Consider the following 15,637-nt stretch of genomic DNA (forward strand, 5'->3'; position numbering starts at 1 on the left):
CTCCCTGGATACGGCGCTTCCATCTGCGCCTTGGATAATTTATAAACGAATATTCATTTATAATGGAATCCCGAGATCTGCAAGGGGAGGACGACATGGCCCGCCGACGCAGCCTGCCCGATGACCGGATTCTGGAGATCACCCTCGCCCTGATGCACCGGCTGGGGCCGCAGGCGGTCACCTTCGCAGCGGTGGCGGCGGAAACCGGACTTTCCGGCGCCACGCTGGTCCAGCGCTTCGGCAGCAAGCCGGCGATGATCCGGGCCGCGCTCGATCTTGCCTGGACGCGGCTGGAGACCGCCACGGCCGAGGCGATCGCCGCCTGCCAGCCGACGCCGGAGGGCGCCGTCGCCCTGCTCGCCGGGCTCTCCCAGGGCTATGGCGACATCGACAGCTATGCCGACGGGCTGATGGTGCTGCGCGAGGATCTGCGCGACCCGGAGCTGCGCGCCCGCGGCACCCGCTGGGGCAACGGCCTGGCGGCAGCGATCGACCGCTGCTTTCCCGGCCAGCCGGGTGCCGGCCGGTTGATGATCACCCAATGGCAGGGCGCGCTGATCTGGTGGGGCTTCGCCCCCGACCGGCCGATCGACCGGGTGGTGGCGGAAGAACTTGGCAGCCTGGCCGGTCTGCTCGCCGGACGGCCGGTCCCGGCGGAACCGGCCGTCCGCGGATGACTGCGCCCCGGTCTCAGGCCGTGGCACCCAGATCTTCCGAGATGATCCGGCAGCGTTCGGCCAGCAGCAGGGCGGCCGGATGGTCGGGGTCGGCAAGGGCACGGTCGGTGCCGATCAGGGTCAGCACGCATTGCGCCTCGTTCTGCCAGTCGAGCACGGGGCTCGAGGCGGCGGCAAGGCCCGGCACCACCGAACCGTCGACGGTGGCGACCCGGCGGGCGCGGATCTCCGCCACCAGTGCGTCGACATCGACCGGCGGCAGATCCCGGCCGGCGGCACGGGTTTCGGTGGCGAGCACCGGCGCGGTGACGCTTTCGGGCAGCCAGGCCAGAAAGGTGCGGCCGGTGGCCGAGCGCAGCAGCGGCATCACCGAGCCCAGGCTGAGCGCCCCCACGAAGGGCACGCGGCTGCGATGCAGCCGGACGACGACGGCACCGTGCAGGCTCCAGACCGCCAGATGGGCGGTGAACCCCGAGGCCTCGGCCAGCGCCGGCAGTTCGGCCGCGGCCCGCGCCACCGGATCGAGCCGGCCCATGGCGGCCAGCCCCAGCTGCAAGGCGATCGGCCCCAGATCATAGCGGCCGCCATCGCCATCCTGCACCACCAGCCCGTCGCGGACATAGCTCGCCAGATAGCGATGGGCATTGCTGGCCGAGATGCCGGCCGCCTGGGCGATCGCCTTCAGCGGCAGCGGCCCGCCGGCCCGCATCAGCACCATCAGCACGCGGTTGCCGATCTCCACCGACTGAATGCCGCGCGACCCGGCGGCCGCGCCGATCGCGCCCCCCTCTTCCAGCTCGATCGCTGCCATGGCGGGGTCCTGTCCTCCCATTGTTTTCGGCGCCTTGCGGCAGATCGCCGCCGCGGCGATCGACCGCATCGACGCCTGTATTGGCGTTTGCTTCTGAGCAATCGTTTTGCTAATAGAGAATACAGAGCCCGAAGACGGGTGACAACATGTCGCACCGACGGCCGGCGATCTTCAGTGTCGCCCCGGCCCAACGGTCGCACAGCAGAGGCCGGGTCATCAGCGGGTCGCGTGGGAAACGCCGCCGTCCTCCCGGCATGTGCCCATGGAGGAATTCAGATGACCGCTCCCACCGCTTCCGGCCCCACCTCTTCAGGACTCCCTGAAAACTACGCCGCCGAACTCGACCGGCTGGACATGGCGCCGCTCTGGACGGTGCTGGCCGATCTGGTGCCCGAACATCCGCGCCCGAAGGCCGTGCCCCATCTCTGGCCCTATGCGACCGCGCGCGAGGTGCTGCTGGAAAGCGGCCGGCTGATTTCGGCCGAAAAGGCCGAGCGCCGGGTGCTGGTGCTGGAAAATCCCGGCCATCGCGGCGAGCATCGCGCCACGGCGTCGATCTATGCCGGCCTACAGCTGATTCTGCCCGGGGAACGGGCGCCCGAACACCGCCATACCCAGTCGGCGCTGCGCTTCGTGATCGAAAGCGACGGCGCCTATACCACTGTCGAAGGTGCGCGGGTCGACATGGCGCCCTTCGATCTGGTGCTGACGCCGCGCTGGCGCTGGCATGCCCATGGCCACGACGGCAAACAGCCGGGTGTCTGGCTGGACGGGCTCGACATCCCGATGATCAGCCTGTTCCAGGGCGGTTTCGCCGAGCGGATCGGCGACAACGAGGCCCCCGCCCGCCGCCCGGACGTGTCGCCCGCCATGCATGCCGCGGGACTGCGGCCGGCGGCCGGCACTGCCGCCGCCGCCCATGGCCTGCTGCATTATCCCTTCGCCAGCTGGCGCCCGGCGCTGGATGCCGCGCGCGCGGCCGGGGGCGTGGAGCCCCATGACGGCGTGCGGCTGGAATTCACCGATCCGGCCACCGGCGGCCCGGTGCTGCCGACGCTGTCGGCCTTCGCGCAGCTGGTGCCGGCCGGCACCGCCACCCGGGCCGTGCGCCGCACCGAAAGCGCCATCATCGTCGGTGTCGAAGGCCGCGGCATGCTGGAAATGAGCCGCGCCGACGGGAGCCGCGTGGCGCTTGCCATCGGCCCGCGCGACGTGGCCGTGATACCCTCCTGGTCCGATCTGTCGATCACCGCCGAAGCCGGCGAGGACCTGGTTCTGTTCAGCCTGTCGGACCGCGCCGCACAGAGCGCGCTCGGCCTCTATCGCGAGGAACGTGCATGACCACCGCTGCCACCAGCCCGGAGATCACCGCCGGCGGCACCGCCCCCACCGTCATCGTGCCCGTCGAGGGCGGCGGCGGCTTCGCGGTGCGCCGGGTGTTCTGCGTCGGCCGCAACTATGCCGCCCATGCCCGCGAGATGGGCCGCGACCCGGATCGCGAGCCGCCCTTCTTCTTCACCAAATGGGCCGAAAGCGTGGTGCCCGGCAGCGGCGCCATCACCTATCCGCCGCGCACCGCCAATTATCACCACGAGGTCGAACTGGTGGTGGCGATTGCCGAAGGCGGCGCCAACATCCCGCAGGACCGGGCGCTGGATCATGTGTTCGGCTATGCGGTCGGCCTGGACATGACCCGCCGCGACCTGCAGCTGGCCGCCCGCGACCTGGGCCGGCCCTGGGACGAGGGCAAGAATGTCGAGCAGAGCTGCCCGATGGCGGCGCTGGTGCCGGCCGCCCGCATCGGCCACCCGGAACGGGGCCGGATCGTGCTGACGGTGGACGGCGCGGTGCGCCAGGAGGCGGACCTTGCCGACCTGATCTGGAGCGTGCCCGAGATCGTGTCGATCCTGTCGGAGAGCTGGACCCTTCAGCCCGGCGATCTGATCTTCACCGGCACACCCGCGGGCGTCGGTGCGGTTGTGCCGGGTGCGGTGATGCATGCCGAGATCGACGGCCTGCCGGCGCTGGACCTGACGGTGGTCAAGGCCAGCTGACGGACGAGAGACGGGTGCGGCCGGCGGGGAATGACCGGCCGCCCCTTCATGACATTGGGGAGGAGACGACCATGCGCGGTTTCATCGCGGCGGCCTTCGGTGCCGCCCTCACCTTCGCCGGGCTCGGCGGCGGCATCGCGCCGGCCGCGGCGCAGGAGACGGTGACGCTGAAGATCAGCCACTATCTGCCGGCCAGCCACGGCTTCCAGACCGATTTCCTGGGCCCCTGGGCGGAAGAGCTGGAGCGGCGCACCAACGGCAAGGTGAAGGCCGAGATCTATCCCGGCACCAGCAGCTTCGGCAATGCCGCCCGCCAGGCCGATCAGGTCCGCGCCGGGGTGATCGACATCGCGCTGGGGCTGCGCGGCATTCCGCGCGGCCGGTTCGAGCGCAGCTCGGTCTTCGAACTGCCCTTCGTCGTCAGCGAGGCCGGTGCCGGTACGAAGGCAATGTGGGAGATGTATAAATCGGGTGCGCTGGCCGACGACTACAAGGATTACAAGGTCCTGGCGCTGTTCGTGCACAATGGCGGCCTGTTCCACACCACCTCTGTCCCCGTGCATGAGCTGTCGGATCTGAAGGGTCTGCGCCTGCGCACGCCGAGCGAGGCGGTGTCGGTGATGCTGCAGTCGCTGGGTGCCAGCGCCGTGGGCCTGCCGCCGAGCGAGATTTACGAGAACCTGCAGAAGGGCACGCTGGACGGGCTGGTCACCACCTGGGACCTGGTCGGCGCCACCCGGCTGAACGAGGTGGTCAAGTACCACACCGACGGCCGGGTCTATACCGCGGCCTTCTACGTACTGATGAACAAGCGCAAGTATGAGAGCCTGCCCGCCGACGTGAAGCAGGCGATCGACGAGACCACCGGCGATGCGCTGGTCGCGAAGTTCGGCGACTGGTGGGCGAAGTGGGACAAGGCCGGCCGCGAGGACGCGGTCGCGCGCGGCCACGAGATCATCGAGATCGACGAGGCCACCCGCAACCGCTGGCGCGAAGAGCTGACGCCGATGATCAACGCCTATATCGAGCGGCTGCAGAACAACGGCGTCGCCGATGCCCGCGCGCTCTACGACCAGGCCCGCGACCTCACCGCCCGCTACGAGGCCGCGGAATGACCAAAAGCCCCTCGGCATCGCCCCGGCCCGCACGCGGCGGTGCCGTCCGGCTGATCGACGGCCTGATCGAGGCGGCGGCGCTGTTCGGCGTCGCCTGCCTCGGCATCGGGATCGTCGCCACGGTGGCCGATGTTCTCGGCCGCCAGGTTCTCGGCTTTCAGGTGACCGGCACCGTCGACCTCACCCAGCTGGCGGTCGTTACCTGCGCCTTTCTCTCCCTGCCCTTCGGCTTCCGCCGCGGCGCCCATGTCGCGGTCGAACTGCTCGACGACCGGCTGCCGCCCGCGGCCCTGCGTGCGCTGGATCTGCTGGCCGGCATCGCCGGGCTGGCGGTCATGTTCGTGATCGCCTGGCGCGGCTGGGGCGAGCTGGAGCTGGCGCTCGACTATGGTTCGATTTCGCAGGATCTGGGCCTGCCGCTCTGGATCCATCGCGGCCTGGTCGTGGCCGGCGGCGCGCTCGGCGTGCTCGCCTGCCTGATGAACATGGCCGAGGCCCTGGGTCTCTGGTCACGCCCCGCGCCCGCTCCTGCCGGCGCCTCCGTCTCCGTCAACGAGGGCTGAGTTCCCATGGATCTGACGATCGGCGTGCTCGGCTTCGTGGCCGTGCTCGTGCTGGGCATCCTGCGCGTGCCCGTGGCCGTGGCGATGGCCGTGGTTGGCCTGGCCGGCGGTGCGGCTCTGGGCGGGCTCGACGGCATTCTCTATCTGTCGGGCACCCTGCCCTATGACGCCGTCTCGCCCTATGGCCTGTCGGTCGTGCCGCTTTTCGTGATGATGGGCGTGTTCGCCGGCCGCGCCGGGCTGTCGCGGGCGCTTTACGATGTGGCGGATCTTCTGGTCGGCCGCTTCCGCGGCGGCCTCGCCATGGCCACGATCGGCGCCAGCGCCGGCTTCGGCGCGATCTGCGGGTCCAGCCTCGCCACCTGTGCGACCATCGGCAAGGTGGCGCTGCCCGAAATGCGCCGCCACGGCTATCCCGACGACCTGGCGGCGGGCGCGGTTGCAGCCGGCGGCACGCTGGGCGTGCTGATCCCGCCCTCGGTGATCATCGTGCTTTATGCGCTGATCACCGAACAGTCGATCGGCGCACTGTTCGCCGCTGCCCTGGTCCCCGGGCTGATCGCCACCCTCTATTACATGATCGCCGCCCGGATCTCGGCCCGCCGGCTGCCGCGGCGCGGCGAGCGCCCGCAGGACGCCGCGCAAAAGCGCGGCGGGGGCCTGCGCCTGCTCGCCATCGCCGATATCGTGGTGCTGTTCGGCCTGGTGATCGGCGGCATCTATGCCGGCCTGTTCTCCCCCACCGAAGCGGCCGCGATCGGTGCCGGCGGTGCCGCCCTGCTCGCCTGGGTGCGCGGCGGGCTGAAGGGCGGCGAGCTGCGCGGCGCGATGGTGGAAACCGCGCTCACCTCGGGCATGATCTTCCTGATCCTGATCGGCGCGGCGCTGTTCAACTATTTCGTCGAGACCTCGGGCCTGCCCCAGGCGCTGGTGGGTGCGATCGCGGCCGCGGGCCTCGGCCAGCTGGAAGTCATCCTGCTGCTGGTCGCCTTCTATCTGGTGCTCGGCTGCTTCATGGACAGCATGTCGATGGTGCTGCTGACGGTGCCCGCAGTCTTCCCGCTGATCCAGGCCAGCGGCATCGATCCGATCTGGTTCGGCATTCTGCTGGTGACGGTGGTTGAACTCGGCCTGATCACGCCGCCGATCGGCATGAACCTGTTCGTGCTGAAGGGCATCGATGCCCGGCTGGATCTGGGCGTAGTGATCCGCGGCGTGCTGCCCTTCATCGGCGCCGATGTGGTGCGGGTGGTCACGCTGATCGCCCTGCCCCAGGTCGTGCTGTTCCTGCCCCATCTGCTCGGCTTCTGAGGACCCTGCCCCCATGACCATCGAACCCGATACCGGCGGAACCGATACCGTCTTCCACGGCTATTTCCGCTCCTCCGCCGCCTATCGCTGCCGCATCGCCTTCAACCTGAAGGGCTTTGCGCCCGCGCAGCGCTTCGTGCATCTGCGCAAGGGCGAACAGAAGAGCGCCGCCTACAAGGCGCTCTCACCCGCAGGGCTGGTGCCGGCGCTGGAAACGCCGCGCGGCGTGCTCACCCAGTCGCTGGCGATCATCGAATGGCTGGACGAGACCATGCCCGATCCGGCGCTGCTGCCGGCGGATGCCTGGACGCGTGCCAAGGCCCGCGCCTTCGCCCAGACCATCGCCTGCGACATCCACCCGGTGAACAATCTGCGGATCCTGGGCTATCTCAAGACCCCGCTCGGCCACGACCAGGCGACGGTCGACACCTGGTACCGCCACTGGATCGCCGAGGGCCTGAGTGCCGCGGAAGCCCTGGCGCAGGATGCCGGCGGACACGGCAGCTTCCTGTTCGGCGATGCGCCGGGCCTGGCCGAAATCTGCCTGGTGCCCCAGCTCTACAATGCCCGCCGCTTCGCCTGCCCGATGGAGGCCTATCCGCGGCTGCTGGCGGTGGAAACGGCCTGCAACGCCCTGCCCGCCTTCGCAGACGCCGCCCCCGATCGCCAGCCGGACGCCGAGGGTTGAGGGCCAGGGTCGGGACGTCTCAGACCTGAAAAACGGGCGGACGAAGATCAGGCTGGTAAGGCCATCCGCTCGTTTTTCGTTTCGCGACGGCCTGGAGGACCGCCAGATCAGACATCGTCCTCGTCCTCATCGAGCTGATAGACGGGGCGAGGTTCCGCCTGGCCGGATGTCAGGGATGCGATGACGGCAAGAACCGCCGGCAATGCCTTGCGCGGCACGAGCACGGGTTCCAGATCGAGCACCCGGGCCAGTTCGATCAGGCTGGAGAGCTGCAGATCGACGGTGCCGGTCTCGATCTTCGAGATGTGACTCTGGGGCAGGCCGGTCAGCGAACCAAGGGCCCGTTGCGTAAGGCCCTTGCCCCGCCGCGCGGCCTTCAGCTCCTGGGCAATGTCGGGAATCTCGTACATCTGATCTGCTTTCGTATATATCGACCTGCGCGACATATACTAAAACAGATCAGGCTCTCCCGCGACCTCAACTCCGGGCGCCGGCAGCCTTCGCCAGCATGGCCACGGCGCGGTCGACCTCGGCCTCGGTGGTGAATCGGCCGAGGCCGAGGCGCAGGGCCGCCGTCACCCGCGCATCGGCGAGTTTCAGCGCCCGGAGCACGTAGGACGGCTCCACCGCCGCCGAGGAACAGGCCGAACCGGCCGACATGGCGATGTCGGGCAGCGCCCGGATGATCCGGTCGGCCTCGGTGCCGGGGATCGAGAGATTGAGGTTGTGCGGCACCCGGGGGGTATGGCCGGGGGCATCGGTGCCGGTAAAGGCGGCACCGTTGATTTCGGGCGTGAGCCCGGCGGCACTCAACCCAGCCAGCAGGCGCAGATGCAGCCGGCCGATGCGCTGCGTTTCTTCCGGCCCTTCCTGACGCGCCAGACGGGCCGCCTCGCCCAGGCCGACGACAAGTGGGGTCGGCAGGGTGCCGGCCCGCAGGCCGCGTTCCTGGCGGCCGCCATCGAACAGCGGCTGGATGCGGTCCTCGATCCCCCGGCGCACGAACAATGCGCCAACGCCCTTGGGGCCGTAGATCTTGTGGCCCGACAGGCTGAGCATGTCGACGGGGACACGGCGCAGGTCGAGCGGGATGCGCCCTGCCGCCTGGGCGGCATCGGTGTGGACCAGGGCGCCCCGATCATGGGCGCGGGCGGCGATTTCGGCGACCGGCTGGACGGTGCCGATCTCGTTGTTCACCGCCATCACCGAGACCAGCAGCGTGTCGTCGCGCAGCACCGCCGCGACCGCATCGGCCCGCACGATGCCGTCGGGACCGGGCGGCACCACCGTCACCTCGAAGCCATGGGCTGCGGCCATGCGCTCGGCCGCCGCCAGCACGCAGCGATGCTCGATCGCGCTCACCACCAGATGCCGGCGCGGATCGCCGGCCGCCACCGCCGCCAGCGCCACGCCCTTGATCGCGAGGTTGTTCGATTCGGTGGCGCCCGAGGTGAAGACGATCTCGCCCTGATCGGCGCCGATCAGGGTCGCAACCTGGCGCCGCGCCTTGACCACCGCGGCATCGGCATCCCAGCCCCAGCGATGGGTGGCGGAATGCGGGTTGCCGAACTGGGTGGTGAGATAGGGCATCATCGCCTCAAGCACCCGCGGGTCCATGGGCGTGGTCGCCTGGTTGTCCAGATAGATCGGCGCCGCCGGACAGTCGGTATCGTCGCTCATGCGGCCGGGAGCCTCCATAGCGGTCATCGCATCACGTCTCCGTCACCGGCCCGATCGGGGCCCCCGGTTGTCGTTCCGTCGCAGTCGGCACCCGCCGGATGACGCACGCGCCGCAGATCTCATTCGGCCGCAGCCCGGTTCCGCCGGGCTGCCATGCGGCACCAGGCGGCGATGAAGGCCTCGGCGTCATCGGCCGTGCTGCCGGCCCCCAGGCTGACCCTGATCGCCTGGCCGGCCAGATCCCCCAGCCCCATCGCGGCCAGCACCGGGCTTGCCGCCACCTTGCCCGAGGAGCAGGCGGAGCCGGCCGAGACCGCGATGCCGGCCAGATCCATCCGCATCACCTGGGTTTCGGCGGCGATGCCCGGCAGCACCACCGACAGGGTGTTGGCGACCCGGCCGAAGGCGGCATCCCGCCCCGGGAACAGGACATCCGGCGCCGCATCGGCAAGTGCGGCCTGGATCCGGTCGCGCAGCGCCGCCAGACGCAGCGCCTCGGCCGCCCGATCCGTGGCGCCGAGCACCGCGGCCGCCGCCCCGAAACCGGCAATGCCGGCCAGGTTCTCGGTACCGCCGCGGCGGCGGTATTCCTGCCCGCCGGGGATCAGCGCCGCAGGTTCGATCTCCGGCCCCGCGACCAGCACGCCCACCCCCTTGGGGCCGCCGATCTTATGGGCGGAGAGTGACAGGAAATCGACGGCACCGCACAAGGTTCCGAGGTCGAGCCGTCCGGCGGCCTGCACCGCGTCGCAGGCGACGCGCCCGCCCCGGGCATGGACCAGCGCCGCGATCTCCGCCACCGGCTGGATGACCCCGGTCTCGTTGTTGACCGCCATCACCGCGACGAGCGCACCGGCGCCGCCATCCGGCAGCCGATCCAGCATGGCCGCGACCGCATGCGGGTGGACGACGCCCTGATCGTCGACCGGAATGCGCGGGGCATGGGGCGCCGCCGCCAGCACGCTGTCATGCTCTACGGCCGACACCGCAAGCGGGCCCATCCCCGCCTGATGTAGCATCCAGGCATTGGATTCGCTGCCGCCCGAGGTGAACAGCACACGGTCGGGCCGGGCGCCGCAGAGTGCGGCGATCTCGGCCCGGGCCTGTTCTACCACCGCCCGCGCGGCGCGGCCCTCGGCATGAACCGAGGACGGGTTGCCGGCCAGATCCAGCACCTCGATCATTCGCGCCCGCGCCGCCGGCAGCAACGGCGCGCCGGCATTGTGATCCAGGAAATGACGCACGGCACCGGTCATGGGTGATCACCCCGATGCGCCGCGGCCAGATCGGCGATGCTGACCCGGGCGAGCCTGTCGCGGACCCCGGCATCGACCGCCTGCCAGAGGGCGACCACGCCGCAGCCGAAACGGCCTTCCACCCCCCGCAGCCGGCCATCGCCACCTTCGACCGCGGCCACCACATCGGCAACGCTGATCGCCTCGGGCGCGCGGGTCAGGCAGTAGCCGCCGGCAGCCCCCCGGGCGCTGCGCACCAGGCCGCGCCGGCGCAACTTGCGGAACAGCTGCTCCAGATAGGCGGGCGGAATGTCGGCACAGGTGGCGATGTCGGAAATGCAGGTCGGCGTGGCGCAGCGCCGCCGGGCCAGTTCAACCATGGCCACCACCGCATAATGCGCGCGCGCGCCCACCCGGACCACGCCCGACCCGCCCGCCGCCTCACGCGCGGCCGGGCGGGCGCGCCGGGGCAGATCGGCGGTCCCGGAACAGTCGGGCTCGGCGGTTTCGATGGCGGCACTGTCGAAGCTGTCGGGCATGGGGCGCAGCCTGGGCTTTGTGAATTCGTAAGAGGTGCTGGTCAGCGCCGGTCGGCGGCGCCGGGCAGGCGGTGGATGCGGGCTTCGGCATCGGTGACGGCCCGGGCATGGGCGTCGGGGTCGAGCCCGGCCTCCAGCTCGCTCACCCGCGCCGACAGGCGCTGCACCTCGCTCAACAGCCCGTCGACGATCCGCGACATCGGGTCCGGCAGGTCCGGGGTGCCGATCGCATAGGCGTCGAAACGGCGCATCTCTTCGTCCAGCCCGCCGCGGGCCTTGACGATCCGGCCCGGGATGCCGACCACGGTGGCGCCCGGCGGAACGTCCTTGACCACCACGGCGTTGGAGCCGATGCGAGCATCGGCGCCGACCGTGATCGGCCCCAGCACCTTGGCACCCGCACCCACGATGGTGCCTTCCAGCACGGTGGGATGGCGCTTGCCCTTCTCCCAGCTGGTGCCGCCCAGCGTCACACCCTGATAGAGGGTGACGTTGTCGGCGATCTCGGTGGTTTCGCCGATCACCACGCCCATGCCGTGGTCGATGAAGAAGCCATGGCCGATGGTGGCGCCGGGATGAATTTCGATCGCGGTCAGGAAGCGCCCCAGATGCGACACCCAGCGCCCGAGCAGCTTGAAATTCCGCCGCCACAGCCAGTTCGCGACCCGGTAAATCATGATCGCGTGGAAGCCGGGATAGCAGAGAATCACCTCCAGCCGGCTGCGCACCGCAGGGTCACGATCGAACACCACGTCGATCTCGCGTTTCAGGCTCTTGAACATGGCCTCGCACCGTGTGATATCATCCGCCACCCTGCGTCCGGCGACGGACTCCGTTTTGGCGCCCCGACCGCTGCGCGCGACCCGACGTCGTTTCGACGGACTCTACGGATATCCGACCGAAACAGTCAAGATTGTCCGTCATCACCGGCCCCCATCCGGGCGCTTAGACGTCGGCAACGACAATACTGGGAGCAGCAATGCCCGAAGTGATCATCAACGGACCCGAAGGACGCCTTGAAGGCCGGTATCACCACGGGACGGCGAAAAACGCGCCGATCGCGCTGATCCTGCATCCGCATCCGCAGCATGGCGGCACGATGAACAACAAGGTGGCCTACACCTTGTTCCAGACGTTCAAGGCCCGCGGCTTCTCGGTGCTCCGCTTCAACTTCCGCGGCGTCGGCCGGTCCCAGGGCAGTTTCGACAACGGTCAGGGCGAGCTGTCGGATGCGGCATCCGCCCTCGACTGGATGCAGAACTACAACCCGAACGCCACCGGCTGCTGGATCGCCGGCTTCTCGTTCGGGGCCTGGATCGCCATGCAGCTGCTGATGCGCCGGCCCGAGATCGACGGCTTCATCTCGGTCGCGCCGCCGGCGAATATGTATGATTTCACCTTCCTCGCCCCCTGCCCGTCTTCGGGCCTGATCATCCATGGCGACCGCGACGACATCGTCTCGCCCGATTCGGTGACCAAGCTGTCGGCGAAGCTGAACAGCCAGAAAGGCATCACCATCGAGCACAAGGTGGTGCCCGGCGCCGACCATTTCTTCGGCCAGCAGCTGGAGACGGTGGCGGCGCTCAGCGACGATTATCTGACCCGCGCAGGGCTCTGAGCGGCGGATATAACAGGAAAGGATCCGCAGACGCGGATCCTTATCCCGAGCGCCCGGGCGGCGTAGTGCGTCAGGCCGGGCCGGCACCGAATTCCGCCGTCAGGTGTTTCAACACCTCGTCCAGCCCACCGGTGACCCTGTAGCGCGTCGCGGGATGCGGCGGCCGCTGGTCGATGTCCTTGAGCCCGCTTGCGGTCATGATACAGACCACGCTGTCATCCGGACCGATGATCCCGCGCCGGCGCAGCTGACCGGCCGCCGCGATCGAGGTAACCCCCGACAATTCGCCGAAGATGCCTTCGTGACGGGCAAGACCGGCCTGGGTCTGCCAGAGCGCTGCATCCGTCACAACCTCTGCCGTCCCGCCCGACCGGCGCACCGAGACCAGCGACTGGAAAGTCCCCTGCACCGTGCCGATGGACAGCGCCCGGGTCGGAAACGGGTCCCGGGCCGTGACGAGCGTATCGGCCGGCCGGGCAAGGCTGTCGCGGACCGACCCATGGATCTCGGCCGCGACCATCTTCGGCAGGCGGTCGATGACCCCCGCCGCGCGAAGATCGCAGAACCCCCGCCAGATGCCGCGGAGATTGTCGCCATAGGCGGTCGGGACCACGACCCAGTCGGGCACCCGCCCCTGCTGCTGCAGGACGAGTTCACAGGCAATGGTCTTGTAGCCTTCGATGCCGTCGGGATGGCTGCCCACCACCGGCGTCTCGAAGGGCGAGGTCACGAACCAGCCGAAGCGCGCGACCCCCTCGGCCAGGATCGGCCAGCGCCTGGTCTTGTCGGCAAGCTCGACCACCACGGCGCCGTAGCGGCCGATCTGATCGACCATCGGTCCCGGCGCGCCCTCGAAGGTCACCACCAGACAGGTGAGCCCGGCTCTGGCGGCATAGGCAGCCAGCGACGCCCCGGCATTGCCGGACGACGCGGTCGCCACGAACCGATGGCCCTGCCGTTTCGCGGCCGACACGGCCACCGCCGAAAACCGGTCCTTGTGCGACCAGGTGGGGTTGCGGCTCTCATCCTTGATCAGAAGATTTCCGATCCCGAGACGCCGGCCCAGCCGGGCCGCCGGGATCAGCGGTGTGTGCCCCTCGCCGAGGCTCACCATCTCGTCCGCATCGACCGGCAGATAATCAGCGAAGGCGGCGAGCCCGTCTGCGGGCGACATCTGCGGCATCGTCCGCCGGGCGAGGCTTTCCGCAGTATAGGCCACCTCCAGATTAGACGGGGCATCGCGTCTGCAGATCCCGCAGCCCCTGGAATCGATCGGATGATCCGCAGGATATGCCGCGCCACAGCGCAGGCAGGCATAGCCGGCCACCCGGGGATTTCCCCGGGCGTTCGGATGAGGTTCGGACATGGCCGTTTCCCGTTCGGTCTGTGCGGGGGATATCAGGAAGTCGCCGGGCGCCGCCACTGCAGCCACAGCAGAAGTGCCACTGCGGCAATGGTGGTCAGGCCGAGCACGTCGCTCAGCGTGCCGGGAAAGATCATGCCGATCGCGCCGGCGACCAGGATCAGCCGCATCACCGGATGCAGCGGCCGCAGAAACCAGCCGGTGGCGGCAATGGAGAGCACGGAGATGCCGATCACGGCGGTCAGCATGGCATGGCCGACCTCCAGCAGGCTTCCCTGCCCCAGCAGGGCCGGTTCATAGACGAAGATGAACGGCAGCAGGAAGACGCCCACCCCCATCTTGACCGCATGCACGCTGGTCCGCCACGGATCGCCGCCGGCCACGGCAGCAGCTGCAAAGGAGGCGATGGCGAGCGGTGGCGTGATGTTCGACATCACCGCACCGAAGAAGATGAACATGTGCGCCGCCAGCGGCTGGAAGCCGAGGTCCACCATGCCCGGTGCCAGGATCGAGGCCAGGATGATATAGACCGCCGAGGTCGGCATGCCCATGCCCAGGATCACCGCCACGATCATGGTCAGCGCCAGGAACAGGATCGCGCTGTCACCCGCGACATAGGTGATGATGCTGGTGAACCGCACCCCCAGCCCGGTGAGCGAGATGATGCCGGCGATGATCCCGCCCACGGCACAGGCGGCGATGACCGGCGCCATCATTTTCGGGGCCTCGATCGCCGCTTCCAGAAAGATCCGGACGATCCGGCGCGGCTCCCGCCGGTAGCGGACGGTCAGACAGAGCAGGAAGGCCAGGATACCGTAGAGCCCGGCCAACGACGGCGTCAGCCCCTGAAGCAGGGTCGCGATCATCACCCCGAGCGGCAGGAGCATGAACAGCCCCTCCTTCAGGATCTGACGGAGGCTTTCACCGCCGGCATCCCGCGGCGGGGTCAGCCGGTTGCGCCGGGCCTCCACGTCGACGGCGATGAAGATCGCGACGAAATAGAGGAAGGCCGGGATCGCCGCGGCGATCATGATGTCGGAATAGGAGAGGCCCAGGAAGTCGGCCATGATGAAGGCGGCCGCCCCCATCACCGGCGGCGTGATCAGCCCGCCGGTCGAGGCCACGGCCTCGACACCGGCCGCGAATTCCCGGTTATAGCCGTATGTGCGCATCGCCGGGATGGTGAAGGACCCGGTGGTGACGACATTGGCGGTAGAGCTGCCGGAGAGCATGCTCATCATCGCACTGGAGAGGACGGCGGTCTTGGCCGGACCGCCGGTGACGTTGCCGGTCAGCGCATTGGCGAAGCGGCTGAAGAAGGTGCCTGCCCCGGACGAGACCAGAAGCGCGCCGAACAGCACGAACAGGAAGATGTAGCTGGCCGAGGCCCCGATCGGGATGCCCCACAGCCCGTCGACGCTGAGATAGATCTGCTCGATCACCTGATCGATCGGGTAGCCGCGATGCCAGAACGGGTAAGGCAGATGGGGCCCCGCCTGGGTGTAGATCAGGAAGATCAGGCTGAGGATGACCATCGGCCAGCCCAGCAGCCGCCGTGTCGCCTCCAGCGTCGCCACCACGACCACCCAGCCCAGGATCTCCTGCGATGGGGTGACCGGCGTGACATAGAGCATCCGCGAGGCGATGCCATAGGCGTCGATGACGACATAGCCCGCAGGAACCAGGATCGCGCAGAGAAAGACGAGATCGATGACGATCTGGCGCGGCCGGCGGGTTTCCGTGGCAGAGATCGTACCCAGGCAGAACAGGACCGCAATGCCGAGCATGAAATGCGTGGCACGGTGGGCCTCGGTGATCGGCGGGCCGACCACCGCCACCACCAGATGGTAGGCCGAGAGGGCCAGTGCCAGAACGGCGGCAAGCCTGCGCATCAGGACCGCGATCCGCCACCAGATCCCGGTCGGATGAGGAGCAGTGCGTGCCGGCTGGATGGCCTCCGGAGTGCTGTCGTTGGGGTGCATG

General features: G+C 69.2%; 16 protein-coding genes. 8 read left to right on the forward strand and 8 right to left on the reverse strand.

Annotated features, from left to right (window positions below):
* Positions 1-95: 95 nt before the first annotated feature.
* Positions 96-677: a TetR/AcrR family transcriptional regulator gene (locus TMO_RS27080; RefSeq protein ID WP_014748255.1), complete on the forward strand. Its 582-nt coding sequence runs from the start codon at positions 96-98 to the stop codon at positions 675-677.
* Positions 678-690: 13 nt separating this feature from the next.
* Here TMO_RS27080 and TMO_RS27085 read toward each other — a convergent pair whose 3' ends face one another.
* Positions 691-1,488: an IclR family transcriptional regulator gene (locus tag TMO_RS27085; protein ID WP_051045636.1), complete on the reverse strand. Its 798-nt coding sequence runs from the start codon at positions 1,486-1,488 to the stop codon at positions 691-693.
* Positions 1,489-1,764: 276 nt separating this feature from the next.
* On the opposite strand from TMO_RS27085, the gene TMO_RS27090 reads away from it, so the two are divergent.
* From TMO_RS27090 to maiA, 6 genes are all read left to right on the forward strand, one after another.
* Positions 1,765-2,829: a cupin domain-containing protein gene (locus TMO_RS27090; protein WP_014748257.1), complete on the forward strand. Its 1,065-nt coding sequence runs from the start codon at positions 1,765-1,767 to the stop codon at positions 2,827-2,829.
* Positions 2,826-3,542 (forward strand): fumarylacetoacetate hydrolase family protein, encoded by a 717-nt coding sequence (locus tag TMO_RS27095; protein WP_014748258.1) that lies wholly within the window; start codon positions 2,826-2,828, stop codon positions 3,540-3,542. Before TMO_RS27090 ends, TMO_RS27095 begins: the two co-directional genes overlap by 4 nt.
* A 71-nt stretch (positions 3,543-3,613) precedes the next feature.
* Positions 3,614-4,657 (forward strand): TRAP transporter substrate-binding protein, encoded by a 1,044-nt coding sequence (locus TMO_RS27100; RefSeq protein WP_014748259.1) that lies wholly within the window; start codon positions 3,614-3,616, stop codon positions 4,655-4,657.
* The gene (locus tag TMO_RS30070; RefSeq protein WP_014748260.1) at positions 4,654-5,220 is read left to right on the forward strand and encodes a TRAP transporter small permease; all 567 of its coding nucleotides are present in this window, start codon (positions 4,654-4,656) and stop codon (positions 5,218-5,220) included. The genes TMO_RS27100 and TMO_RS30070 overlap by 4 nt, the downstream gene beginning before the upstream one ends.
* Positions 5,221-5,226: 6 nt before the next feature.
* The gene (locus TMO_RS27110; RefSeq protein WP_014748261.1) at positions 5,227-6,531 is read left to right on the forward strand and encodes a TRAP transporter large permease; all 1,305 of its coding nucleotides are present in this window, start codon (positions 5,227-5,229) and stop codon (positions 6,529-6,531) included.
* Between the two features lie 13 nt (positions 6,532-6,544).
* Positions 6,545-7,219, forward strand: a complete 675-nt coding sequence (gene maiA, locus TMO_RS27115; protein WP_014748262.1) for a maleylacetoacetate isomerase — start codon at positions 6,545-6,547, stop codon at positions 7,217-7,219.
* Positions 7,220-7,326: 107 nt separating this feature from the next.
* Here the strand turns inward: maiA and TMO_RS27120 are convergent, their stop codons facing one another.
* From TMO_RS27120 to cysE, 5 genes are all read right to left on the reverse strand, one after another.
* Positions 7,327-7,629, reverse strand: coding sequence for a helix-turn-helix domain-containing protein (locus tag TMO_RS27120; RefSeq protein ID WP_014748263.1), 303 nt, complete (start codon positions 7,627-7,629; stop codon positions 7,327-7,329).
* Between the two features lie 67 nt (positions 7,630-7,696).
* Positions 7,697-8,899 carry a cysteine desulfurase family protein gene (locus tag TMO_RS27125; RefSeq protein WP_041607986.1) on the reverse strand — a complete coding sequence of 401 codons (1,203 nt, stop codon included), beginning with the start codon at positions 8,897-8,899 and terminating at the stop codon, positions 7,697-7,699.
* Between the two features lie 119 nt (positions 8,900-9,018).
* Positions 9,019-10,155, reverse strand: coding sequence for a cysteine desulfurase family protein (locus tag TMO_RS27130; protein WP_014748265.1), 1,137 nt, complete (start codon positions 10,153-10,155; stop codon positions 9,019-9,021).
* A complete protein-coding gene (locus TMO_RS27135; RefSeq protein ID WP_014748266.1) occupies positions 10,152-10,673 on the reverse strand; it encodes an RrF2 family transcriptional regulator in 522 nt (173 codons plus the stop codon). Before TMO_RS27135 ends, TMO_RS27130 begins: the two co-directional genes overlap by 4 nt.
* Positions 10,674-10,714: 41 nt before the next feature.
* The gene (cysE, locus tag TMO_RS27140; RefSeq protein ID WP_267021750.1) at positions 10,715-11,473 is read right to left on the reverse strand and encodes a serine O-acetyltransferase; all 759 of its coding nucleotides are present in this window, start codon (positions 11,471-11,473) and stop codon (positions 10,715-10,717) included.
* A 179-nt stretch (positions 11,474-11,652) separates the two neighbouring features.
* Between cysE and TMO_RS27145 the strand changes: the two genes are divergently transcribed.
* Positions 11,653-12,291 carry an alpha/beta hydrolase gene (locus TMO_RS27145; RefSeq protein ID WP_014748268.1) on the forward strand — a complete coding sequence of 213 codons (639 nt, stop codon included), beginning with the start codon at positions 11,653-11,655 and terminating at the stop codon, positions 12,289-12,291.
* Positions 12,292-12,361: 70 nt separating this feature from the next.
* Here TMO_RS27145 and TMO_RS27150 read toward each other — a convergent pair whose 3' ends face one another.
* Positions 12,362-13,465, reverse strand: a complete 1,104-nt coding sequence (locus TMO_RS27150; RefSeq protein WP_187297879.1) for a pyridoxal-phosphate dependent enzyme — start codon at positions 13,463-13,465, stop codon at positions 12,362-12,364.
* A 224-nt stretch (positions 13,466-13,689) separates the two neighbouring features.
* Entirely contained in the window at positions 13,690-15,546 is a 1,857-nt protein-coding gene (locus TMO_RS27155; protein ID WP_014748270.1) for a TRAP transporter permease, read from the reverse strand.
* Positions 15,547-15,637: the final 91 nt, after the last annotated feature.

Source organism: Tistrella mobilis KA081020-065 (genome assembly GCF_000264455.2).
GTDB classification, from domain to species: domain Bacteria; phylum Pseudomonadota; class Alphaproteobacteria; order Tistrellales; family Tistrellaceae; genus Tistrella; species Tistrella mobilis.